General features: G+C 68.3%; 24 protein-coding genes, 1 pseudogene and 1 riboswitch. Of the genes and pseudogenes, 11 read left to right on the top strand and 14 right to left on the bottom strand.

Annotated features, from left to right (window positions below):
* Nucleotides 1–68 precede the first annotated feature (68 nt).
* The gene (locus OG804_RS21230) at nucleotides 69–845 is read left to right on the top strand and encodes an HAD-IIA family hydrolase (protein WP_328398579.1); all 777 of its coding nucleotides are present in this window, start codon (nucleotides 69–71) and stop codon (nucleotides 843–845) included.
* 632 nt (nucleotides 846–1,477) lie between these two features.
* Here OG804_RS21230 and OG804_RS21225 read toward each other — a convergent pair.
* The 3 genes from OG804_RS21225 to OG804_RS21215 all read right to left on the bottom strand — a co-directional run bounded on the left by OG804_RS21225 (nucleotide 1,478) and on the right by OG804_RS21215 (nucleotide 3,767).
* Complete coding sequence (locus tag OG804_RS21225) at nucleotides 1,478–2,689, bottom strand: O-succinylhomoserine sulfhydrylase (protein WP_328389147.1); 1,212 nt, start codon at nucleotides 2,687–2,689, stop codon at nucleotides 1,478–1,480.
* Nucleotides 2,686–3,102 carry a rhodanese-like domain-containing protein gene (locus OG804_RS21220; RefSeq protein WP_328389145.1) on the bottom strand — a complete coding sequence of 139 codons (417 nt, stop codon included), beginning with the start codon at nucleotides 3,100–3,102 and terminating at the stop codon, nucleotides 2,686–2,688. Before OG804_RS21220 ends, OG804_RS21225 begins: the two co-directional genes overlap by 4 nt.
* Nucleotides 3,103–3,119: 17 nt before the next feature.
* A riboswitch (SAM riboswitch) is annotated at nucleotides 3,120–3,232 on the bottom strand.
* Between the two features lie 64 nt (nucleotides 3,233–3,296).
* Nucleotides 3,297–3,767, bottom strand: coding sequence for an Rv0361 family membrane protein (locus OG804_RS21215; protein WP_328389143.1), 471 nt, complete (start codon nucleotides 3,765–3,767; stop codon nucleotides 3,297–3,299).
* A 229-nt stretch (nucleotides 3,768–3,996) separates the two neighbouring features.
* Here OG804_RS21215 and OG804_RS21210 point away from each other — a divergent pair, with 229 nt between their 5' ends.
* Together OG804_RS21210 and OG804_RS21205 are read left to right on the top strand one after the other, a co-directional pair.
* Complete coding sequence (locus OG804_RS21210) at nucleotides 3,997–5,385, top strand: FAD-dependent oxidoreductase (RefSeq protein ID WP_328389141.1); 1,389 nt, start codon at nucleotides 3,997–3,999, stop codon at nucleotides 5,383–5,385.
* Nucleotides 5,386–5,456: 71 nt separating this feature from the next.
* Nucleotides 5,457–6,323 carry an amidohydrolase family protein gene (locus tag OG804_RS21205; RefSeq protein WP_328389140.1) on the top strand — a complete coding sequence of 289 codons (867 nt, stop codon included), beginning with the start codon at nucleotides 5,457–5,459 and terminating at the stop codon, nucleotides 6,321–6,323.
* Between the two features lie 46 nt (nucleotides 6,324–6,369).
* Here the strand turns inward: OG804_RS21205 and OG804_RS21200 are convergent, their stop codons facing one another.
* Together OG804_RS21200 and OG804_RS21195 are read right to left on the bottom strand one after the other, a co-directional pair.
* A complete protein-coding gene (locus OG804_RS21200) occupies nucleotides 6,370–6,852 on the bottom strand; it encodes a DUF456 domain-containing protein (protein WP_328389138.1) in 483 nt (160 codons plus the stop codon).
* Nucleotides 6,853–6,990: 138 nt separating this feature from the next.
* Nucleotides 6,991–7,524 carry a TetR/AcrR family transcriptional regulator gene (locus OG804_RS21195; RefSeq protein ID WP_328389137.1) on the bottom strand — a complete coding sequence of 178 codons (534 nt, stop codon included), beginning with the start codon at nucleotides 7,522–7,524 and terminating at the stop codon, nucleotides 6,991–6,993.
* Nucleotides 7,525–7,617: 93 nt separating this feature from the next.
* On the opposite strand from OG804_RS21195, the gene OG804_RS21190 reads away from it, so the two are divergent.
* Together OG804_RS21190 and OG804_RS21185 are read left to right on the top strand one after the other, a co-directional pair.
* Nucleotides 7,618–8,568 (top strand): quinone oxidoreductase family protein, encoded by a 951-nt coding sequence (locus tag OG804_RS21190; RefSeq protein WP_328389135.1) that lies wholly within the window; start codon nucleotides 7,618–7,620, stop codon nucleotides 8,566–8,568.
* Between the two features lie 104 nt (nucleotides 8,569–8,672).
* Nucleotides 8,673–9,074 (top strand): nuclear transport factor 2 family protein, encoded by a 402-nt coding sequence (locus tag OG804_RS21185; protein ID WP_328389133.1) that lies wholly within the window; start codon nucleotides 8,673–8,675, stop codon nucleotides 9,072–9,074.
* A 61-nt stretch (nucleotides 9,075–9,135) separates the two neighbouring features.
* Here the strand turns inward: OG804_RS21185 and OG804_RS21180 are convergent, their stop codons facing one another.
* Nucleotides 9,136–10,044, bottom strand: a complete 909-nt coding sequence (locus tag OG804_RS21180; RefSeq protein ID WP_328389131.1) for a helix-turn-helix transcriptional regulator — start codon at nucleotides 10,042–10,044, stop codon at nucleotides 9,136–9,138.
* Nucleotides 10,045–10,178: 134 nt separating this feature from the next.
* Between OG804_RS21180 and OG804_RS21175 the strand changes: the two genes are divergently transcribed.
* Nucleotides 10,179–10,835 (top strand): short chain dehydrogenase, encoded by a 657-nt coding sequence (locus OG804_RS21175; RefSeq protein WP_328389129.1) that lies wholly within the window; start codon nucleotides 10,179–10,181, stop codon nucleotides 10,833–10,835.
* Nucleotides 10,836–10,861: 26 nt separating this feature from the next.
* Here OG804_RS21175 and OG804_RS21170 read toward each other — a convergent pair whose 3' ends face one another.
* Together OG804_RS21170 and OG804_RS21165 are read right to left on the bottom strand one after the other, a co-directional pair.
* A complete protein-coding gene (locus OG804_RS21170) occupies nucleotides 10,862–11,830 on the bottom strand; it encodes a hypothetical protein (RefSeq protein ID WP_328389127.1) in 969 nt (322 codons plus the stop codon).
* Nucleotides 11,831–11,851: 21 nt separating this feature from the next.
* Complete coding sequence (locus OG804_RS21165) at nucleotides 11,852–12,235, bottom strand: hypothetical protein (protein ID WP_328389125.1); 384 nt, start codon at nucleotides 12,233–12,235, stop codon at nucleotides 11,852–11,854.
* A gap of 176 nt (nucleotides 12,236–12,411) precedes the next feature.
* Between OG804_RS21165 and OG804_RS21160 the strand changes: the two genes are divergently transcribed.
* From OG804_RS21160 to OG804_RS21150, 3 genes and pseudogenes are all read left to right on the top strand, one after another.
* Nucleotides 12,412–12,777 (top strand): DUF4345 domain-containing protein, encoded by a 366-nt coding sequence (locus OG804_RS21160; protein ID WP_328389123.1) that lies wholly within the window; start codon nucleotides 12,412–12,414, stop codon nucleotides 12,775–12,777.
* 644 nt (nucleotides 12,778–13,421) lie between these two features.
* The gene (locus tag OG804_RS21155) at nucleotides 13,422–13,550 is read left to right on the top strand and encodes a hypothetical protein (RefSeq protein WP_328389121.1); all 129 of its coding nucleotides are present in this window, start codon (nucleotides 13,422–13,424) and stop codon (nucleotides 13,548–13,550) included.
* A gap of 53 nt (nucleotides 13,551–13,603) precedes the next feature.
* A pseudogene (locus OG804_RS21150) lies at nucleotides 13,604–14,401 on the top strand (cutinase family protein); the annotation flags it as partial.
* A gap of 1,111 nt (nucleotides 14,402–15,512) precedes the next feature.
* On the opposite strand, the gene OG804_RS21145 reads toward OG804_RS21150, so the two are convergent.
* Nucleotides 15,513–15,899, bottom strand: coding sequence for a YdeI/OmpD-associated family protein (locus OG804_RS21145; protein ID WP_328389119.1), 387 nt, complete (start codon nucleotides 15,897–15,899; stop codon nucleotides 15,513–15,515).
* A gap of 74 nt (nucleotides 15,900–15,973) precedes the next feature.
* Nucleotides 15,974–16,936, bottom strand: a complete 963-nt coding sequence (locus OG804_RS21140; protein ID WP_328389117.1) for a helix-turn-helix transcriptional regulator — start codon at nucleotides 16,934–16,936, stop codon at nucleotides 15,974–15,976.
* Nucleotides 16,937–17,030: 94 nt separating this feature from the next.
* On the opposite strand from OG804_RS21140, the gene OG804_RS21135 reads away from it, so the two are divergent.
* Complete coding sequence (locus OG804_RS21135) at nucleotides 17,031–17,423, top strand: VOC family protein (protein ID WP_328389115.1); 393 nt, start codon at nucleotides 17,031–17,033, stop codon at nucleotides 17,421–17,423.
* Between the two features lie 96 nt (nucleotides 17,424–17,519).
* Here OG804_RS21135 and OG804_RS21130 read toward each other — a convergent pair whose 3' ends face one another.
* Nucleotides 17,520–18,074, bottom strand: coding sequence for a methylated-DNA--[protein]-cysteine S-methyltransferase (locus OG804_RS21130; RefSeq protein WP_328389113.1), 555 nt, complete (start codon nucleotides 18,072–18,074; stop codon nucleotides 17,520–17,522).
* A gap of 154 nt (nucleotides 18,075–18,228) precedes the next feature.
* Between OG804_RS21130 and OG804_RS21125 the strand changes: the two genes are divergently transcribed.
* Entirely contained in the window at nucleotides 18,229–19,329 is a 1,101-nt protein-coding gene (locus OG804_RS21125; RefSeq protein WP_328389111.1) for a CaiB/BaiF CoA transferase family protein, read from the top strand.
* Nucleotides 19,330–19,408: 79 nt separating this feature from the next.
* Here the strand turns inward: OG804_RS21125 and OG804_RS21120 are convergent, their stop codons facing one another.
* Genes OG804_RS21120 through OG804_RS21110 form a run of 3 tightly spaced genes read right to left on the bottom strand, consistent with a single transcriptional unit; the run spans nucleotide 19,409 to nucleotide 21,469 of the window.
* Complete coding sequence (locus OG804_RS21120) at nucleotides 19,409–19,804, bottom strand: hypothetical protein (RefSeq protein ID WP_328389109.1); 396 nt, start codon at nucleotides 19,802–19,804, stop codon at nucleotides 19,409–19,411.
* Nucleotides 19,801–20,979, bottom strand: coding sequence for an aminotransferase-like domain-containing protein (locus OG804_RS21115; protein ID WP_328389107.1), 1,179 nt, complete (start codon nucleotides 20,977–20,979; stop codon nucleotides 19,801–19,803). The genes OG804_RS21120 and OG804_RS21115 overlap by 4 nt, the downstream gene beginning before the upstream one ends.
* A 37-nt stretch (nucleotides 20,980–21,016) precedes the next feature.
* Nucleotides 21,017–21,469 carry a cupin domain-containing protein gene (locus OG804_RS21110; RefSeq protein WP_328389105.1) on the bottom strand — a complete coding sequence of 151 codons (453 nt, stop codon included), beginning with the start codon at nucleotides 21,467–21,469 and terminating at the stop codon, nucleotides 21,017–21,019.
* Nucleotides 21,470–21,607 lie beyond the last annotated feature (138 nt).

Raw genomic sequence — 21,607 nt, 5'->3', positions numbered from 1 at the left:
CGCGGTCGCCGAAGCGCAGAATCGAGAGGGTGAGCACAGACGACCGGATTTTGTCCTACCTCACCGATATGGACGGGGTGCTGGTACACGAGGACCGTATGGTGCCCGGCGCCGACGAGTTCCTCGCCGAGTTGCGCGCCGAGCAGATCCCGTTCCTGGTACTGACGAACAACTCCATCCGCACACCGCGCGACCTGCAGGCGCGGTTGCGGCAGACCGGCCTGGAGATACCGGAGCATTCGATCTGGACCTCGGCCCTGGCCACGGCGAGTTTCCTCGACGAACAGCGGCCCGGCGGTACCGCGTACGTGGTGGGCGAGTCGGGATTGACGACGGCCCTGCACGAGATCGGCTACGTGCTCACCGAGGTCGACCCCGACTATGTGGTGCTCGGCGAGACCCGCACCTACTCGTTCGAGGCGATCACCACCGCGATCCGGCTGGTCGAGCGAGGCGCGCGTTTCATCGCGACCAACCCCGACCCGACCGGTCCGTCCCGTGACGGCGTACTGCCGGCGACCGGTTCGGTGGCCGCCCTGATCACCCGGGCCACCGGCCGCGACCCCTACTACATCGGCAAACCGAATCCGCTGATGATGCGTTCGGCACTGCGCCGGATCGACGCCCACTCGCAATCCAGCGTGATGATCGGCGACCGGATGGACACCGACGTCATCTCGGGGATGGAGGCCGGTATGCGCACCATCCTGGTCACCTCGGGGATCTCCACCCGGACCTCGATCGAACACTATCCCTACCGGCCGACCATGGTCCTGAACTCGGTAGCCGACCTGGTGGGCCGAGTCCGGACCCCCTTCCCCGAACCGGGCGACCGCCTCGGATGAACCGATCTGCGCGCCGAACGTGAGCAACCGCCTACTCGGCCGGACGAGCGCAATAAAAGAGCGGCCGCACCCTCCCTGCACCGAGTCCAGCGAGGTCCACAAAGGTTGCGGCCCGGCCCGCTGGTCAGCGCCCGAAGCGCATGCGCCGCAGGCGCGAGTCTCGGGCGTCGTCCTCAACCTCCACAAATCACTCACCCCACCTCACAAGGCCAGCATTCATGGTCGGGGCCCGCCCCGGTTCTGGAACGACAGACCGAAGGCGCGCAGCGACCGAGCGCGTGCGCACCGGCCGACCATAGATCGGCAACCATCGAGCACTGACAGGGTCGTGAACCAACCCACACCGACCAAGAAGTAGGTCCGCCCCCACCTCTCGCCTCGTCCGGATAGCCCACCTCCGAGGTCGGGGCCCGCCCCGGTTCTGGAGCGACGAAGCGAAGGAGCGCAGCAACCGAGCGCATGCGCACCGCCGACCATAGATCGGCGACCATCGAGCACTGGCAGGGTCGTGTACCTACCCACACCGACCAAGAAGTAGGTCCGCCCCCACCTCTCGCCCCGTCCGGATAGCCCACCTCCGAGGTCGGGGTTAACAAGGGCCCCGACCCGCCCCGCCGAAGGCGGGGCAGAAATTACAGAGCCTGGTCCAGGTCGCCCATCAGGTCTTCGATGTCCTCGAGGCCGACCGAGATTCGGACGACCCCGTCCGACAGTCCGATGCTGGCGCGTCCTTCCGGCCCCATGGCCCGGTGGGTGGTGGTCGCCGGGTGGGTGATGAGGCTTTTCGCGTCGCCCAGGTTGTTGGAGATGTCGATGATCCGCAGCCCGTTCAGCACTTCGAACGCTCGTTTCTTGGCTGCGTCGGCCGCGGCTTCGAGCTCGAAGGTCACTACGGTGCCGCCGCCGCTCATCTGCGCGTTCGCCAGGTCGTACTGCGGATGGGATTCCAGGAACGGGTACCGCACCCAGCTGACCGCCGGATGCTCGTCGAGGTAGCGTGCGATGCGCAGCGCCGATTCGGCGGACTGCCGGACCCGCAGCGGCATGGTTTCCAGCCCTTTGAGCAGCGTCCACGCGTTGAACGGGCTGAGCGCCGGTCCGGTGTGCCGCATCAGCGTCTTCACCGGACCTTCGATGTACTCCTCGGATCCGAGGATCGCGCCGCCCAGTACGCGGCCCTGGCCGTCGATGTGTTTGGTGCCCGAGTAGACCACCACGTCGGCGCCGAGTTCGAATCCGCGCTGTAGCAGCGGAGTGGCGAAGACATTGTCCAGCACCACCTTGGCGCCCGCGGCGTGCGCGAGTTCGCAGACCTTGCGCACGTCGACCAGGGTCTGCATCGGGTTGGCGGGGGTTTCGAAGAACACCGCGGCGGTGGGTTCGGACAGCGCCGCTTCCCATTGGTCGAGGTCTTCACCGTCGACGAACACCGTTTCCACGCCCCAGCGGGGCAGGATCTCGTTGCACACCACGAAACAGGATCCGAACAGGCTGCGTGCGGCCACCAGCCGGTCGCCTGCCTTCAGTAGCGCGCCGAGTGCGACGAATACCGCGGCCATACCGCTGGCGGTCGCGAAACAGGCTTCGGCGCCGTCGAGTAACCGCATCCGCTCCTGGAACGTGGTCACGGTCGGATTGCCGTAGCGGGAGTACACATAGTGCGGGTTCTCGCCGGTGAACGCGGCCTCGGCGGCTTCGGCGCTGGAGTAGACGAACCCGGAGTTCAGGTAGAGGGCCTCGGAGGTCTCGTCGAATCCCGACCTGCTCAGGCCGCCGCGGACGCCCAGCGTCGCGGGCCCGACGCCTTCGGGCAGCGGGCGTTCGAACGAGCCGCCGTTGATCATGACTGCCGCCACGGGAGCCCGTGGGCCCGCCAGCCGGCGATGCCGCGATGCCCGTGTTCGTCGAGCGGACCTTCGAACCCGTCGCTGATGTTGTAGGCGGGCGCGATACCCGCCGCGGTCGCGGCGTCGGCGGCATGTGCCGACCGCTGGCCGGACCGGCAGAGGAAGACCACGGGCGCGTCGGCGGGCCGGTCGGCCAGCGCGCTGCGCAGCTGGTTCAGGAACTCGGTGTTGCGGGCGCCGGTGGTGTCCACCCATTCCACCAGCAGCGTCGGCCTGGCGATCGCGCTGGTGTCGGGGACTCCGACGAATTTCCATTCGGCCTCGGTCCGCACATCCACCAGGATTGCGTCCGGATTACCGGTCAGCAGTTCCCATGCCTGCTGCGAGCCGATATCCCCTGCGTAACTCATACGTGGCACCTCCTGCGAATCCGCACTTGCCGCATCGGTTCGATGCGCGCCAGGTCGTCACCCGGAGCACCCCACCGCGGAGGAGGGTTGCCGACCAGCGAGCCGGGGCTTGGCGCTGGCACTCATGACCCAAACCAAAAGATTGCCCGGCGGGGTCGGGCCGTGTCAAACCTCGGTTGACGCCACTGATGACATCATTCGACCGGCTGGTTGCACACCTGCCAGTCGCCGTCGGAGAGGAACAGCCACCAGGCCGCGGTCTTCTCCTCGCCCTCGACTCGGCTGGTCACTTCGATGGTCGCCGTGTCGCCGTTGATGTCGACGGGCCCGAATTTCGTGATTTCGATGTCTTTCCCGGTTTCGCCGGGCTTCAGTTGCCCGGCCAGTGGTGAGCGGGCCGGTACGAAGCCTGGGCAGACCGCTTCGCGTGGGGGTTCCACCCCGTAGCGGTTGCTCACTTGGGCGAAATCACGGACCGCTCCGGCGATCCGATCGGAATCTGTGACATTTTTCTCAACGGGCGACACCAGTCCGGCGATGAGCACACCGCCGAGGATCAGCGCCACGATCACCGCGGCCACGATGAACGGCCAAATCGTGCGGGGGTCCTCGGGGCCGTCCGGTTCGGTGGCTGCCGGCTCGTCGGCGGGTCCGCCATTGCTCATGCCTACGATCATCCCTGGTCCCCGGATCGGCTGTGCGGCCCCACCCCGATAGAATCGGGGCAGACCGCGCATTGCCGCACGGCAGCAGCCGCGGCGACGTGGGAAGACGTACGGCGAGTAGCCGCCCGCGAACCGGCGCGACAACGGCGTATACGAGCCACGCGTCAACTTAGCCTAAGCTAACACCAACGCCAGTGATTCTTTCGACCGATAAGGGTGCGCGTAACTGATGACCGAGCAGAAGGAAGCGAACCGCCCGCTTCGGATCGCGATCGTGGGGGCTGGGCCCGCCGGGATCTACGCCGCCGATGCTCTGATGAAGTCGGATGCCGACGTCTCGATCGATTTGTTCGAGCGGATGCCCGCCCCGTTCGGGCTGATCCGGTACGGCGTGGCGCCGGACCATCCGCGGATCAAGGGCATCGTCACCGCCTTGCACAAGGTGCTGGACAAGGAGCAGGTGCGCCTGCTCGGCAATATCGACTACGGCACCGACATCACGCTGTCGGATCTGCGCCGTTTCTACGACGCGGTGATCTTCTCCACCGGAGCCAACGCCGACCGGGCGCTGCCGATCCAGGGTATCGACCTGGACGGTTCCTACGGTGCGGCCGACTTCGTGTCCTGGTACGACGGGCACCCGGATGTGCCGCGCACCTGGCCGTTGGACGCGGAGAAGGTCGCGGTGCTGGGCGTGGGCAATGTCGCCCTGGACGTCGCGCGGGTGCTGGCCAAGACCGGTGACGAACTGCTCCCGACCGAGATCCCCCCGAACGTCTATGAGGGCCTCAAGGGCAACAAGGCCGTCGAGGTGCACGTATTCGGTCGCCGTGGGCCGGCTCAGGCCAAGTTCACCCCGCTGGAGCTGCGCGAACTCGACCATTCGCCCACGATCGAGGTCATCGTCGACCCTGCGGACATCGACTACGACGAGGGTTCCGAAGCGGCCCGCCGCCATTCCAAGCAGGTCGATATGGTGGCCAACACCCTGGAGCAGTGGGCGATCCGGGACCAGGGCGACCGCCCGCACAAGCTGTTCCTGCACTTCTTCGAATCTCCCGCCGAGATCGTCGGCTCCGACGGCAAGGTCGTGGGCCTGCGTACCGAGCGCACCCAGCTCGACGGCACCGGCAATGTCAAGGGCACCGGGACGTTCAAGGACTGGGATGTGCAGGCGGTCTACCGGGCCGTCGGCTATCTGTCCCAGAACATCTCCGAGCTCCCGTTCGACGACCAGGCGGGTGTGATCCCGAACGAGGCCGGTCGCGTACTGGTCGACGAGAACGCCGACGGCGCCGCCCGCTACCTGCCCGGCACCTATGTGACCGGCTGGATCAAACGCGGGCCGGTGGGGCTCATCGGTCACACCAAGGGCGATGCGAACGAAACGGTCGCCTGCCTCCTCGACGACAGCGGCGCCCTCGCCGCGGCCGAGAGCCCGGAACCCGAGGCCGTGCTGGAGTTCCTGGAGGGCCGGGGTATCCCGTTCACCACCTGGGCCGGCTGGTACCGCCTCGACGCGCACGAACGCTCCTTGGGCGAACCCGAAGGCCGGGAGCGGGTCAAGGTCGTCGAGCGTGAGGACATGCTGCGCGCCAGCGAACCGCACAAGGTCTAATCCGCGGCCCGCTCCTCTCGGTCCAGGGCTGGGAGGAGCGGGCGCCCCGACATTTCAGGCATGCTGTATCCGTGTTCGACGCCCATCTGCACATCATCGATCCGCGTTTTCCGCTGATCGAGAACGAGGGCTACCTGCCGGAGCCCTACACCGTCGCCGACTATCGGCGGCGGATGGCTCGGTTCCGGCCGTCCGGTGGTGCGGTGGTCAGCGCGTCGTTCCAGGCCAATGATCAGAGCTATCTGCGTACCGCGCTGGCCGAGCTGGGCCCGGGCTGGGTCGGTGTGACCCGGCTGGATCTGGACGCCAGTGATTCCGAGATCCTCGACCTGCACGCGGCCGGGGTGCGGGCGGTGCGTTTCAACCTCAAACGGGCCGCCGCCGATATCGCGAGTATGACCCGTCAGGCACTGCGCGCCTACGAGCTGGCCGGTTGGCATGTGGAGATCTATGTGGACGGCCAGATGCTGGCCTCGCTGCAACCGGTGATCCTGAAACTGCCGAAGGTGTCGGTCGACCATCTCGGTATGTCCGAGGAGGGGCTGTCGTATCTGCTGAACCTGGTCGATCGCGGGGCGCGGGTGAAGGCGACCGGTTTCGGCCGGGTCGATATGGATGTCGCCACGGCGCTGCGCCGCATCCACGCGGTCAATCCGGAGGCACTCATGTTCGGCAGCGATCTGCCCGGTACGCGCGCCGGCCGCCCGTTCCGGGAATCGGATGTGGAACTGATCTGCGATGTGGTCGGCACCGATATGAACGCGGTCCTGGAGGACAATGCCCGGGCGTTCTACGGATTGCCCGCGATAGATCGCACCATCGAGGATCCGACGCCGACGCTGCCGTTGTTCGTGCCGCCGCGTAAGGATCGAAGCCCGGCCCACGACGGAACGACCCGGCCCCTGCCGATCGTCCAGAAGCGCACCGGCCCTAGGTAATCGGTTCGGCGGTCCGAACGGCGCGCGGATCCCGATATGCCGGGCGTCAGGCGGCGATCGCGCCGATCACCCATACCCCGCTCGCCAGCAGTGCGCCCAGCAGTTCCACGAGCATCGAGAGCCCGACGCCTTTTATCGCGTGTTTGCTCGATACCCACGCCTGCCGGTTGTCGGGGAGGCGCTGCAGTTCCGAAAGATATACGCCTACAACGAAGCCCACGAACAGGCCGACCACCGGGATCACGAAGAACCCGGCGATGCCGACGACGGTGCCCAGCAGCAGCGTCCGGTTCGGTACGCCCGCTTCTTTCAACTTCTGGCCCGGCCACGTGTATTTCACGATGCCCGAAACGATCAGCAGTACCGTGCTGATCGCCAGCACCGCCCACGCGGTGGTTCCGCCGGTGAGAAACGCCCACACCGCGATCGCTGCGAAGATCAGGATCACCCCGGGCAGGATCGGCACCACGATGCCGATCAGGCCGACCAGGATCACCAGGCCGACAACGATTTCTCCCCATACGCTCACCGGTCCAACGTAGCCCGGATCGGGCGCTGCCGCCGGATCGTGTGGACGCGCACCCGGACGCGGCCGCGGTGCGTTCCCGATCCGGTGAACTTCCGTGGTTCGGATGGGTGGGCAAGCGGGTGGCCGGCCGGATCTGCGTCAGGAATCGCCCAGTCCCAGAATGCGTGCGGTCAGGTCCAGTACCCCGGCGCGGTGGCGCGGGGCGGCGACCATATCGGTGATCTCCGGGCGCATGCTCGCGAAGATCGCCATGGCCAGGAATTCGGTGTCGGCGTCGGGGGCGACCTGGGCGATCAGGTCGGCCAGTAGCGCGCGCCAGGGCGCCCAGCTGTCGGACTGGCAACCGTCGGGCAGGGCGCGCATCAACGGGGCCAATTCGATCGCGGTGAGGTCGAAGACCACCGCGACGAAAGCCAGGATCCGATCGTTCACGGGCACGGTCGTATTCGCCGCGAGTTCGCGCGCGGTCTGCCAGCCCCGTTCGGTCCGGTCCTCGACCAGTGCGCGGACGAGTCCCTCGCGGTCGGCGAATCTGCGGAACAGGGTGCCCTTGCCGACTCCGGTGGCCGCTGCGATCTCGTCCATGGAGACGTTGTCGCGTTTCTCGTCGCAGATCAGCCGACCGGCTACGGCCAGGATCGCGGCGCGATTGCGTTCGGCGTCGGCACGCACTTGCGCTCCTCCTGTTGACAGAAACGGACTAGTGGTCCGTATGATACCGGAAGGTAAACGGACCATCAGTCCGTATCGAGAGGTGGAGTTCTTATGCGTGCAGTCCGATATCACGAGTACGGAGCGCCGGATGTCCTGCGCATCGAGGAAGTCGAGGATCCGGTTCCGGGGGAGGGTGAGCTGCTCGTCCAGGCTTCGGCCACCGGCGTCAACTACTTCGAGGTGCAGGTGCGGGCCGGGGTGACCCCGGACCCGCTCGATCAGCCGCTGCCGCGCATTCCGGGCATCGAAGTGGCCGGAACGGTGATCGCGGTCGGTCCCGGCGTCGACGAGCGCCGAATCGGTGAGCGGGTGGTCGGCACCGTCGCCGCCGGTGGTTACGCCGAACTGGTGGTCGTGCCCGCCGCGGCGGCGGTCCCGCTGGACGAACGTCTCGGCGAGCATCGGGCGCTGGCACTGCTCGGCCAAGGGGCGACAGCCGTGGGCGTGATCGAGACTGCCGAAATCGGGCCCGGGGATACCGTTCTGGTGGAAGCGGCGGGCGGCGGTATCGGAACACTGCTGGTCCAGCTGGCCAAACGTGCCGGGGCCCGAGTCGTGGCGGGTGCGAGCGGGGAGGCCAAGCGGCGAGTGGCCGCCGACCTGGGCGCCGACACAACTGTGGACTACTCGCGATCGGGCTGGACCGAGGAGGCCGGACCGGTTTCGGTCGTCCTCGAGACCGTCGGCGGGCAGACCGCTCGTGAGGCCTACAGCCTGCTCACCGCACCGAATGCCCGGATGGTCGTCTTCGGTTCCGCCAGCGGTGATCCGGTGGAGATCAGTTCGCAGCAGCTGCTACCGGTGGGCGCCACGCTCATACCCTTCAGCCTCGGCTACCGCCCGCAACGCTGGCCCGAACTGATACGTCGTGCCGAAGAGCTCACTGTACGAGGCGAACTCGACCCGGTGATCGGTGCGATCCTGCCGTTGTCCGAGGCTGCGGCGGCGCACCGTGCCTTCGAGGCCCGCACCGCGATCGGCAAGACCATCCTCACCCTCTGAACCTGCCGAGTTCGGCACGGGTGACTCCGCTGGGGCGCGTTGTCCGCCCCGGTGGCGGTCGGCGGAGGTGGCGGAAACGCCGGAGTCGGGCTAGGAATGCTGTCATGGCTTTATCTGTTGCGGACCAACTGGAGATCCAGCAGGTGATCGCGCTGCACGGGCATCTCAGCGATACCGGCGCGTTCGATCGGTTCGATGAGGTGTTCACCGAGGACGTGGGCTACGACCTCAGTGCATTCGGCTCCGGCGTGGTGCACGGTATCGGCACCCTGCGGGATATGGCCGTGGCGCTGGGCGATCGGAATCCGCTGGGGCACCACGTCACCAACACGATCATCACCGACGGCGCGGACGTGGAAGCGAAGGCGCTCTCGAAGGGGCTGGCCGTGAATACCGACGGGACCACGGCCAGTGTGACCTACCAGGATGTTCTGCGGCGCACACCGGCCGGCTGGCGGATCGTGCACCGGCGGATAACGCCCCGGCGCACACCGCTTTCCCCCTGATCGCGAGGTCGCCGAAGCTCTCCGCGCGAGGTAAGGGCAGCGCGGTGACGAACGGAGTCGCTCACCGGCCCGATTCTCCGGTGCGCAGCAACGGAAGGGGTTGCTGCGCACCGGATGCGGCTCCGGTGGCGATCAGGTCGGCGAGCAGACGCAGGGCGGAATCGGACGGGGAGCCGGGCTCGGCGTTGAAGATCGCCACTCGCTGACCCTCGTCGGGCAGCGTCAGCAATTCACCCATCAACGTCAATTCGCCTACCACCGGATGGTGGTAGGCGCGAGTGGCCGTTCCGCAATCGCCCACGCTGTGCGCGGTCCACAGCTTCGCGAACTCCGAGCTGCCGACGGTGAGTTCACCGATCAGTTCCATCAGGCCCGGTGCGTCGGGGTAGCGGCCGGCGATCAGCCGCAGATCGGCCACGGTGGATCGGGCCTTGCGGGTCCAGTCGCCGTAGAGCTCGCGGCTGTGCGGGTCGAGGAACAGCATGCGGGCGATATTCGGGCGGTCCGCGAGCCGGTCCGGCGCGGTGCGGTCGAGGTGGCCGGCGAGCAGTGCGTGCGCCATCGGATTCCAGGCGAGGACATCCAGGAAGCGGCCCATGACCAGCGCCGGGACACTGCCGAACGATTCGACCATGATCCGCACCCCGGGCCGCGCGCGTTCCGGTTTCGCCGCCGGACGACGGGCTCGCGGCATCGGCCGGGCCAGGGTGTACAGGTGCGCGCGCTCGGTATCGTCCAGGCGCAGGACACGGGCGACGGCATCCAGTACCGCGTCCGAGGCATTGGGGCTCAGCCCCTGTTCGAGGCGCGTGTAATAGCCGGCGCTGACTCCGGCGAGCTGGGCGAGTTCCTCGCGCCGCAAGCCCGGTACGCGGCGGCGGCCGCCGAACGTCGGCAGACCGGCGTCTTCGGGCCGCAGCCGTGCCCGCCGCGCGCGCAGGAATTCACCGAGTTCGGTCCGTGTCCGCATGACGGCCATTCTTCCCGGTCCGCGGCCGCGCATCCTGTACCTGCCGGATGTACCCACCGCAGAGGTCTGGGTGGGCCGGACAGATCGGCGCAAGCTTGCTCGGGCAAACGGATTCGCGGCAAGGGAGTGACACGGTGAAGATCATCGTCATCGGTGCGACAGGAACGATCGGTACGGCGGTGCACGAGACGTTGGCCCGCCGCCACGAAGTGATCGCGGCCGCGCGCCGCGGACCGCTGCGGGTGGATATGAGTGATATCGCGTCGATCGACGCCTTGTTCGCCCAGGTGGGACAGGTCGACGCGGTGGTGTGCTGCGCGGCGAGCGGGCAGCTGACGCCACTGGACACCCCGTCGGAGACCGAGTTCTGGCACGGGCTGGAGCCGAAACTGCTCGGGCAGGTGAACCTGGTACGCCGGGCGCTCGGGTACGTATCGGACGGTGGGTCCATCACGCTCACCAGCGGCCGGTTCGCCGCACCCGTGCCGGGCAGTTCCCTCGGATACCTGGTCAACGCGGGATTGGAGGCGTTCGTGCACGCGGCCGCCGTCGAGATGCCGCGCGGTATCAGGCTGAACGCGGTCAGTCCGGGCTGGGTGCGGGAGACGCTGGTATCGCTGGGTATGGACGCGGGAGCCGGAACGCCGGTGTCCGAGGTCGCGGGCGCCTATGCGGACGCGGTGGAAGGGGCCGCCCACGGTCGCACCCTCACGGTCGGCGATCGCGATCCCGGCCGGGTGCACTCGCGTGGTCGGGCCGACGGCGCGGGAGGGGCTGTCGGGTCGAGATGAGCGCCGTCCGATCGTCATTTGCTCGGCTACCCGTGGACCATCCGCTCGCGCCGAACGTATTCCAGGCGGTCCAGGGCGCCGTCGATGGCGCTGTCGCTCAGTCGCAGATCCTGCAGCGCGCTGCCCATCCGGCCGGGGGTGAGGGTGTCGACGGAATCGAGTACCGATTGCGGGAGCTTCTCGCCGTCCCACGCACGGATGAACGGTGATACGAAGGCGAAATCCTCACCCATCCCGTCCCCGCCGCGCAGTGGGTCCGCCGACTCCGGGAAGCTGTAGCCGAGGTCGTAGACGATCAGATCGTCGTCGGGGTGATGGGCGGGATCGCCGTCGTGTGCCGGTCGATGGTTGCCCTCGCGGCCGTCGGCGTTGCCGATCAGGAAATGGCCGAGCGCGGTGTGTGCCCGCTGGATCTCGGGAAAACGGTCCGCGCGCTTGCCGCGCTTGAGCGGGATGTAGAGCTGCGCCATCCCGGGGCCGTGGGGGCCGTCGACCAGCGCGGTCGGCGGTACCCGTGGTGCGTCGATGAGTTCGAAGACCCGGTAGCCGGCCACTTCTCTGATCGCCAGTTGACCGTCCTCGTGCGGGAGCCAGTTGTAGTCGCCGTAGATCTCGTCGCGGAACGGTTTGTAGATATAGAGGAAACCGTCGGTATCGCGGGTGACGTATACGCCGTTGGCGCTGGAAGGCAACGCGCGGGTCAGTCGGTCGTCGATGCTCAGCCGTCGGGTGCGTACGTGCAGTTCGAGTGGGCTCGGTTCGTAGCGGCCGAACCGGCCGCTGGGAGGTATCGCACCCCGCGCCCCGGGGAACGCGAAGGAGCGCGTGTCGAACTGTGCGGTGTCGCTGTCCCGCAAAGTATGCGCGGCCGAACGCAGGCTGTGGCTGAACTCGTGTTGTCGGCCGAGATGGTGACGAGCCGCTGCTCCGGTCACGCGGGTCAGCCGGAGGGCGATATCGTCGACGGCCTGGGTCCACGGGCCGAGCGTGCTCATCGGGACGCCGCCGAACGAGGCTCAGCGCCTGCGCCCACCGCCGCTCGATTGCCGGGCGGAAGTGCCGGGTCCGGGCCCTTCGGCGCCCTTCGCGCTCTCGTCGACCACGCGGCAGTAGCTCATCCGTCGCGGACGCAGGACCGCTTCCAGGAACGCGGGGCCGTCGGCCGGAATGACCGGATCCGGCCGGCCGGGTAGGCGTAACCCCCTGTCGAACCACTCCTGGGCGAGCGGGCATCCGTCCGGTTCGTCCAGGATCAGTTCCACTGTGCCCGCCGCGGTCAGCCGGAATTCGGCTACCCGCTCGAATTCGGTGGCGACGAACTCGTACACGGCGACCACGGACGGCTGACCATCGTGCACGACTTCCACCACTTTCTTCCGGACCACCGCGGGCGCGGTCACCTTGGAGCTAATTCAACTTAGCCTAACCTAACTCTCGAATCTCCGGCGTCGGTCGCCGGGTGGGCGCCGCGCCGCGTGGGTGGACGGGGATGTGCGCCACGGAGCACGTTTCCGGAGTCCGGGCCGGTGCCTGTGCGCGATGATGGGCCCACCAACAGCTGGCGACGGAGGTGGGCATGCGTCCGGTGGTTCTGATCGTGGCGGGAATGCTTTTCGCGGGCATGGGTTTGTTCGCCCTCGTGGCGCCGGCGCGGCTGACCGAACCTTTCGCCATCCCCGTCACCACCGCGGCGGGGCGTTCCGAGGTTCGCGCCGTTTACGGTGGATTCGGACTGGCTCTGGCTGCCGCACTGTGCTGGTCGGCAATGGGATCCGATGAGCTGCGGCGCGGTGTCGTCCTGGCGGTCGCCGTCGCATTGGCCGGGATGGCTGTCGGCCGGGTGTTGTCGCGACTGCTGGACGGCCCGGTCCCGTTCTATCCGGTCTGGTTCTACTTCTGGGTGGAGACCGTCGCGGCCGCCGCACTGCTCGCGGTCGACTGAACACCGCGCGGGCCCGTCTCTTTCGCGAGTCGGGCAGTGTGTGATGTTCGAAACCTGCGAAATGGAGCGGATTTTCGATCGGACGTCGGCGCGGTTCGGTCGGGCGGATCGAACGCCGACCCGGCCGCAGTCTCCTGGCGCGCGCCTCCTGGTCCATGTGGGCGGCGAATCAGACCTGTGCGCAGCCGATTCGGAGCGCACCTCACTTCGCGGCGAGATGGGCCCATCCATTTGTCGATCGGCGCCGAATATGCAGTGGTATGCGTAATAGCTGAATGAAATAACAGCTGATCCGGTCGGGTGGTCGTCTTTAGGTCGACGGACGGGCTCGGGTGGGAGCGCAACCGAACAAGGGTCCGGACGATAGCCCGGACGACAACGAAACCAGAGAAGTGAGGGTAGGAAATGGGTCTGCTCGGAGGTCTGCTGGAACTCGTCGGAACCGTCGTCACGAACCTCGCCGGTGTGGTCGGCGGTCTCGGGGGCGTGCTGTTCTGAATCGGTCGTCCGCCGGTGGAAGTGCTCGTGAACACTGCACCTGACGAGCCTCTCCGCTCGGGCGCATCCGAACCCGGAGTGCCCGCCCGAACCGATCGCCGCGCGTCGGCGACCCGGGCGGGCACTCCGATATCGCATTCGTTTCCGTGAACGATGCGCCGGCCGCTGCCGGCGCATCCGCCGTTTCGGGGTTGGGAGATCAATTGCTTCTGAGTGTGGTCGGTCAGCTGGTCGGTACGGTGCTGGACCTCGTCATCGCCCTGGTGGTGCCCTAGCGAATTTCCGTGAGGTCCACTGGCGCGGCCCCGTTCGGGTCCGCGCCGTCCTGATGATTTCGGAGGTCTGGATGAGGTGCGCCCGCGGCGTGGTCAGGCGCGCGGCCTGTGCGTTCGTCGGTGCGGTGACGGCGTGGACCGCCGTCCTCGCGGTCGGTCCGGCCGGTATCGCGACCGGCCAGGACGGCGTCGAGGCGGCATTGGCCGAGACCGGGGGCTGCCCCGGCCTGTTCGTGCTCGGTGTGCAGGGGACCGGGCAGTCCTCACCGAACTCTCCGATCGCGGCGGACGCCGGACTGCTGTCGATGGTGCTGGGACCTTTGACGGAGACTTTCGGCGGACTCTCCGTCGGGCGCGCCTATGTGCCCTATCTGGCCGGTTTCGGTGGTGCGGCGGCCGGGGCGGCCGCCGCACCGTACTCGGCGTCGGCGAGCGAGGGCCTGGATCGGCTGCGCGATATGGCCGTCACGGTGACCGATCGTTGCCCGCGAACCCAACTCGGGTTGATCGGCTACTCGCAGGGCGCGCATATCGTTTCGATGTTCGCCCGTGAGGTCGGTCTGGGTGCCGGTGCGGTCCCCGCCGACCGTGTCGCGGCGGTCGCGTTGCTGGCCGATCCCACCCGGGCGCCCGGAGCCGGGATATTCCCCGGGCTGCCGGGGCAGGCCCGCCCGGATCCGGCCCCGGATACGACCGGCGCGGAACTCGCCGCGGTGCCGGAGTTCCCGCGGATTCCCGTGCCGGGCGGCGGCGGCATAGGTCCCCTCCGCGATATCGCCCCGGACTTCGGCGCACTCACCGGACGAGTCGCCTCGCTCTGTCTCCCCGGCGACCTCGCCTGCGACGCCCCGACCGATGCTCCGCTGCTGCACATGGCGGTCAATATCCTGGGCCAGGCCGAGCTGATCCCGACGGATCCGGTGGCGGCGCTGTCCTCGATCGTCGATGGATTCTCGGCCACCCTCGCGCGCACCGCGACCGCGGTGGTAACCCATGATCTGCGCGGATACTCACTCGGCACGCTGAGGCTGACCCCGGAGAAGCCGCTCGGGGTCCGGCTGGCCGAGGCCGCCGATCCGCGCTCGGGCAGTGAACCGCAGGCACGCGAGGCGTTGCTCAAACTCGGTACCAGCGCGCTCAATACACTGCTGGCGATCATCGGCATCGCGCTGGAACCCCGGGAGGTCGCCGCGATCGCGACCGCTCCCGATCCGCTGACCGGGCTGGAACGAACGGTCGACGCGATCATCGACGGGTCGCGGCGACCGCTGCCGCGCCGCACAGTATTCAACCTGGTCACAAAGACTTTCAACGCTCTCGGCCAGTTGAGCGCCGAGAACTCCGAACTGCTCGATCCCGTGGTGTGGTTGCGTTACGCCGATACCGTGCGCAAACACGGCGATTACTTCTACGCCGGCTACACCCCGGACGGACAACCGGCGGCCGGACTCGTCTTGAAATGGTTCACCGCCGTCGCCACGGACCTCGTCTCCAATCGGCGGCCCGCGCCGGCCCCGCAGCAGTCTGTCCCCGCCGACCCCGCCGACCCGGGGCCCGCAGTTCCTGTTCCGCTTCCTGAGCCGTCCCCGCCGTGGCGATCCGGCACACCCGATATTCGCAATGTCGCGGCCGAGTCCGGGGCACCGGGGCAGGCCGCCGCGGCCGCGCCGCGGGCGCTGCACGGTTTCGGTCCCTATCTGCTGGGTCTGGTGATCCTGACGGTTGTCTCGGCCTGCGCGTGCGGTGCGATCCGGATCGCCCGCCGGGTGCGCGGCACCGGGTTGCCCCCGTACCTCCGGAAGCTGATCGCACCAGCGCGTGTCCGGCCGAGGCACGCGGCGCGGGTTACCCGAGACGGCTCGGGTCGCGTCGTGTCCGGTCGGCACGGCGTACCGGCCGCCCGGGTCGCCGAGGGCGTGGCGACCGGGTCGCGGGCGGCTCCCTGGCCGGGTTCGCTCCCGGTCACCCGGCGTCCGACCGTGGATCGGGCCAGCGCCCGTCGGCCACAGCGGCGGCGATCGCCGCACGGCCCGGTGCCCGCATCCGGCCGGCGTGTTCCAGCGCCTCCGCTTTCGCGCGATTGATCAGCGACCACGGGCTCCTGCGGCGGCGCGGGGAGTAACGCTGGAGGTAGTGGTCGGCGTCGAGGCCGCGGCGGTGGCTGTCGATCCAACCGAAGCACAGGGCGATGTCCAGGGCCTCGTCGATCGTGACCGTCGGGGTGGGCGAGTTCTTCTTGGCGATCTTCAACCAGACCTCGGTCGAGGTGTCGTGATGCCCGGAGAGCCAGGTCTCCCAGTCGTCGGTCGAGCCGAAAGTGAGTGCGGGGGTTTCGTCGAGTGCCGTCATGTCCGGATGCCTCCTGGATTCCGCGGTGGTCTATCTCGATCCTCCGGGTATAAGTGCTCACTATCCGAGTACTTTTACAGCGTCGTCGAAATATCCTCGCCGTACAGCTCGACCAGGTCCGCGCCCAAGGCGGCCAGCTCGCCGCGCACCGACGTCGGTTCGACGACCTCGAGATCGGTACCCCAGCCCGCCAGCTGCTGGGCGAGGGCCCGCGGGGTGTGCGCGGTGACCCGGACCCGGACCCGGCCCTCGGTCGCGGGGCCGTCTACTTCGCAGTGCCTGCCCAGCCGATCGCGCAGAATCGGCAGCAGTCGTGCGGCGATCAGGACGGTGGCGGAAGTGGTCGAACGACGCTGTTCCATCTCTTCGACGACCTCGGCCCACAGCGCGGGTAGATCGAGATCGGCGGGATGCTCGGCAACCTGATCGGTGAGGTCGGCCTGCACGATGCGGTCGACGCGGAAGGTGCGCCGGCCGCGTTCGGTGCCGGCGACGAGGTACCAGATGGCGTCCTTGTCGACCAGACCCCAGGGATCGACCGCTCGCTCGTCCGTCGTGCCGTCGCGCCCCTGGTAGCGCATGGTGACTTTCCGCCGTCCCACCACCGCCTGCTGCAACAACCGCACCATCTCGGGCAGTTCGCGTTCGGTGTGGCCCCAGCCCGCCGGGTCGATCACCACCGCGTCGGCGGCGGCCTCGGCGTCGCCGCGGAAGGTCGCCGGCAGCGCGCGCAGCAGTTTGCGCAATGCCGACCGGGCTTCGGGAACCGCGCCCGCGGACGGGCCGGTGAGCAGGAACAGTGCCCGCGCCTCGCCTGCCGTGAGCCCGCTCAGATCGGTGCGCGCGCCGCCGATCAACTGCCATCCGCCGCCGCGGCCGGGCTGCGGATACACCGGGACGCCCGCGGTGGACAGTGCCTCCAGGTCGCGGCGGGCCGTCGCCACCGACACTTCCAACTCGGCCGCGATCTCGGCGGCGGTGACCCGGCCGCGGGTCTGCATCAGCAGCAGGGTGGCCACCAATCGGTCTGCTCGCATAGTTTCATTCTTCCCGGAAAAGTGATCATTGGTTGAGCGCTTTTGCCGCGAAACTGGTTCTCACAGCTCGAAACCATCGACCGAGGAGAACCTGATGTTGCGCGGAATGACGACCGTGACGTTCTATGCCGACGATCTGGCGGCCGCCAAAGATTGGTACACCGAATTCCTCGGGGCGCCGCCGTACTTCGCCGTGCCCGGCTACTACGAGTTCCGCGTCGGCGACTACCAGCACGAATTCGGTCTCGTCGACCGGGCGTATCAGCCCGAGCGCGCCCAACCCGGGCCCGGTGGCGCGATTCTGTACTGGCACGTCGACGACCTGCGGGCGACCCTCGATCGGCTGCTCGAACTCGGCGCGACCGAATACGATCCGATCACCACGCGCGGCGAAGGCTTCGTCACCGCCGCGGTGGTGGATCCCTTCGGAAATGTCCTCGGCATCATGAGCAATATCCACTACCTGGAGGTTCTCGCCGGGCGCTGAGCACCCGGCGGAGCGAGCGCGGGCCGGGACGTTTCGAGCGGAGTCGGCCGACCCGCCCCGGCGAGGCCCGCCGCACCGCCTCCTCGACCCGGCGGATCAGAACAATGTCGGTTCGCCGAATCCCGGCGTCCGTTCGATCGCGAGGAGCCGACGTTTGGTCTCGATTCCGCCCGGCGCCGAGAAACCGTGCAGGGCATGATCGGCGGCCAGCACCCGGTGACAGGGGACGATCAGCGGGATCGGGTTGCGGCCCAGGGCCTGCCCCACCGCCTGGGCCGCACCCACCGCGCCGGACCGTTCGGCGACCTCGCCGTAGGTGAGGGTGCGGCCGGGGTCGATCGCGCGGGTGACGGCGTAGACGGCGCGGTGGAATTCGGGGATCCCCGAAAGGTCCAGCGCGATCGCGCGGAGATCGTCGGTCTCGCCGTCGAGGTGGGCGCGGATCCGGGCGATCGCCGCCGCGCGCGGGCCGTCGGCCGGAGCGGGCAGCCAGCGGGCGTCCGCACCGATGAGCCGGGCCGGGGTGGTGTCCGGGTCGTGGCCGGGCAGGTAGAACTGCGCCACGGCGTCCGCGCGCCAGGCGATGGCGCACCGCCCGAGGGCAGTGTCGAACTCTGTCGCGTCGAGGGCGGCGACCGCACTGTCCGGCATACCGACAGTGTGCGCGTACCCACCGACAAGGCAGGCGAGGGGATCGGCGCGCACCGAGTCCGTGACGCGAGGCCGCCTGTTGTCATACTGTCAATATGTCCCGGCGGGCGGCCGCGCGGGCAGACACTGGATCGACGACGAACCGAGGTAGGGCGTGAGCACACCATCCACCGCCAGCAAGCAGGGCCCGCTCGCGGGCATTCGCGTGATCGAACTGGCCGGGATCGGGCCCGGGCCGCATGCGGCGTTGCTGCTGGCCGACCTCGGCGCCGATGTGGTGCGGGTCCAGCGGGCCGGTCAGCTGCCCGGCGGGGCCGACCGGCCGCAGCTGCGCGGCCGGACGGTCGTGGAGGCGAACCTGAAAGACCCGGCGGATATCGAGAAGGTGCTCGGCCTGGTCGACAAGGCCGACGTCTTCATCGAAGGGTTCCGTCCCGGCGTCACCGAACGGATGGGACTCGGGCCCGACGTTCTGCTCGAACGCAACCCGCGAGTGGTCTACGGCCGGATGACCGGCTGGGGTCAGGAGGGGCCGCTCGCCGACCGGGCCGGGCACGACATCAACTACATCAGCCTCACCGGCGTCCTGCACGCCATCGGGCGCAAGGGCGAACGGCCGGTGCCGCCACTGAACATGGTCGGCGATTTCGGCGGCGGCTCGATGTTCCTGGTGTTCGGCCTCCTGGCTGCCCTGGTGGAACGCCAGAGCTCCGGTAAGGGGCAGGTCATCGATGCCGCGATGGTCGACGGCACCCTCGCGCTCTCGAATATGATCTGGGCCTTCCGCGGTACGGGCGCCTGGTCCTCGGAACGCGGCACCAACCTGCTCGATACCGGGATGTCGTTCTACGACACCTACGAGACCTCCGACGGCAAGTACATGGCGGTCGGCGCCATCGAACCCCAGTTCTACGCCCAGCTGCTGGCCGGCCTGGAAATCGACCCCGACGGCCTGCCCTTCCAGATGGACCCGGCCGGCCAGGACACGCTGAAGAAGCTCTTCACGGAGAAGTTCCGCAGCAAGACCAGGGACGAGTGGGCGGCGATCTTCACCGGCACCGACGCCTGTGTGAGCCCGGTGCTCACCTTGGACGAGGCGGGCGAGAACGAACACATCGCCTCCCGCGGTTCGCTCATCGAACTGGACGGCGTCACCCAGCACGCCCCGGCGCCCCGCTTCTCCCGGACCCCCAGCGGAGTTCCCACCCCGCCGCCGAGCGAGGCCACGCCGATCGACGCGGTCTGGAAGGACTGACGGCCAGAGGCCGGCCGGGTCGCCCGGTCCGGCCTCTCTCGTCGGGCGGTCAGCGGGACGCGGTGGTCGGCCCGCCGTTTCACGGTTGCGGTGGCAGCGACAGCGCGTCGAAGCGCCGACCCGTCATCCGGCTGGTGGACGGACCGCCGCGCGGCGCGCCGGACAGGTCGTAGAAGGTCGCGCTCGCGGATCCGGCGAACGTATCGCCGTCGACATCGAGGGCGAATCGCACGATTCCCTTGCCGATCGACTCCCGGAACCGGCGGTCCACGGTGAACTCCACGAAGGCGCCGGACACGTGCGTGCCGTCGGCACGCCAGGTGCCCATCCCGTTGCTGTCACTGGTGGTCCGGTTGCCGAGATCCGGATTCGACTGCAGCATGGTGCCGTCGGCGTGGAAGGTCATGACGTGGTATCGGAACGGCGCGTCCTCGATGATCACCTCCCACACCCCGGTGATATCCGGCTCGTTCATGCCGCGCACACCCGGGCCAGCAGTTCGATACCGCGATCGATGCGGTCGGTCGGCACTCCCGCGAAACTGAGCCGCAGCGCCGAACTGGGCGCCTCGTCGGCGAAGAACGCGGACCCGGGCAGGAAGGCCACTCCGGAATCCAGTGCCGGCCCCAGGAGAGCATCGGTGTCCAGGCCGGGAGGGCCTTCGACCCACAGGAACATGCCGCCCTCCGGTTCGGTCCAGCGGTATTCCTGCGGAAAATGCCGGGTCAGCGCGGCGGTCATCGAATCCAATTTCTCCGCATAGGTTTTCGTCAGCAACTCGAGATGATTCCGGGCCGCGGAACCGGCCAGGAATCGGGCCGCGATGGCCTGCGCGAACGCCGACGTCTGCATATCGATCCCCTGTTTCAGGGCCAGTACGGGCTCGACGAGTTCGCCGGGCAGCACCTCGATGCCGATGCGCAGGGCCGGGGCCAGTGTTTTCGACAACGAACTGATGTAGACGGTGTTGTCCGGTGCGAACGACCAGAACGCGGGCACCGGTTCGCCGCGATAGCGCAGATCGGTGTACACATCGTCCTCGACGACGAGCGCGCCGTGCCCGATGACGACGTCGGCGATGTGTGCGCGCCGGGCCGCCGACATCGTCCGCCCGGTCGGGTTCTGGAAGGTCGGCAGCAGGTACACCAAGGCGATATCGGGCTGCTGCGCCAGCGCCGCGTCCAGCGCCTCCGGGATCATGCCCTCGGCATCGGATTCGACCTCGGCCACCGCCGCGCCGTGGCTGCGGAACACCTTGACCGCCGGACCGTAGGTCGGCGATTCCACCAATACCACCGCACCCGGTTCCAGCAACGCCATCCCGAGGTTGTGCAGCGCGCCGGAGCCGCCGGTGGCGATGTGCAGCCGCTCCGGCGGACATTCGATACCGCGGCCGGACAACAGGACGCGCGCCTGTTCGAGCAGCGGCGGAAAGCCCCGGGTGACACCGTATTGCAGGGCGGTGCTGCCGTATTCGGCCAATGCGTCGGCGGCGAGTGACGCGACGGTGTCGACCGGCAGCAGGGCGGGGTCCGGGGCGCCGACCGCGAACGAGATCACGTCGGGACGCCCGGCCAGTGTCGCGAAGGCCTCGTCTATCGGACCGCTGCGCACGACAGGCCGGCGCCGAGGGCGCAGGATCGTGGTCATGCCGAGTCCTTTCCGGCCCCGCGTGGAATCCGGCCGCTCACGCCGCCGCGCGCTCCCGCTGTAACCGGGCCGCGATCTCCGCCGCGGCCGCGTCGAATTCCGGTGTCAGGACCATGTCCTCGCTGAACTTCGGATCGGTGCGGATATCGAGGGCCACCAGATCAGCGGTATCGCTGAGATTGACGGCGACGTGCACCACACCCGGCGGGATGTACAGGAACTCACCGGGTCCGTGCGGATGCGGTACCAGGTCCGGGCCGATCAGAGTCGCCGCATGCCCGCGGGTGCACACCACGATCGTCTCGGAGTGGGCGTGATAGTGCGCCCGTGCCACCTTGCCGGGTGGCATGTTCACCAAACCGGCGGAGATCGCTTCGGCTCCACAGGTATCGCTGGTGACGCAGGGAACCAGAAACTGATTGTGCGGAGCCACGATCTCCTCGATATCGGAGGAGGAGACGACTCGGGCGGACTTGACCAGGTCCTTCATTCGAACTGCTTTCGTTGTGCTCGGGGGTCGCCCGGTGAGGCTACCGTCGCGACCGGCCGACGATCGGACCGAAGTCGCCAGGGGTGGTGAGGAAGTCGACGACCGGTGGTCGGCGGCGCCGGCGCCGTGCTCCGCTGC

It is taken from the genome of Nocardia sp. NBC_00416 (assembly GCF_036032445.1).
GTDB lineage: Bacteria > Actinomycetota > Actinomycetes > Mycobacteriales > Mycobacteriaceae > Nocardia.
This window is presented reverse-complemented; position numbering and strand designations above follow the sequence as displayed.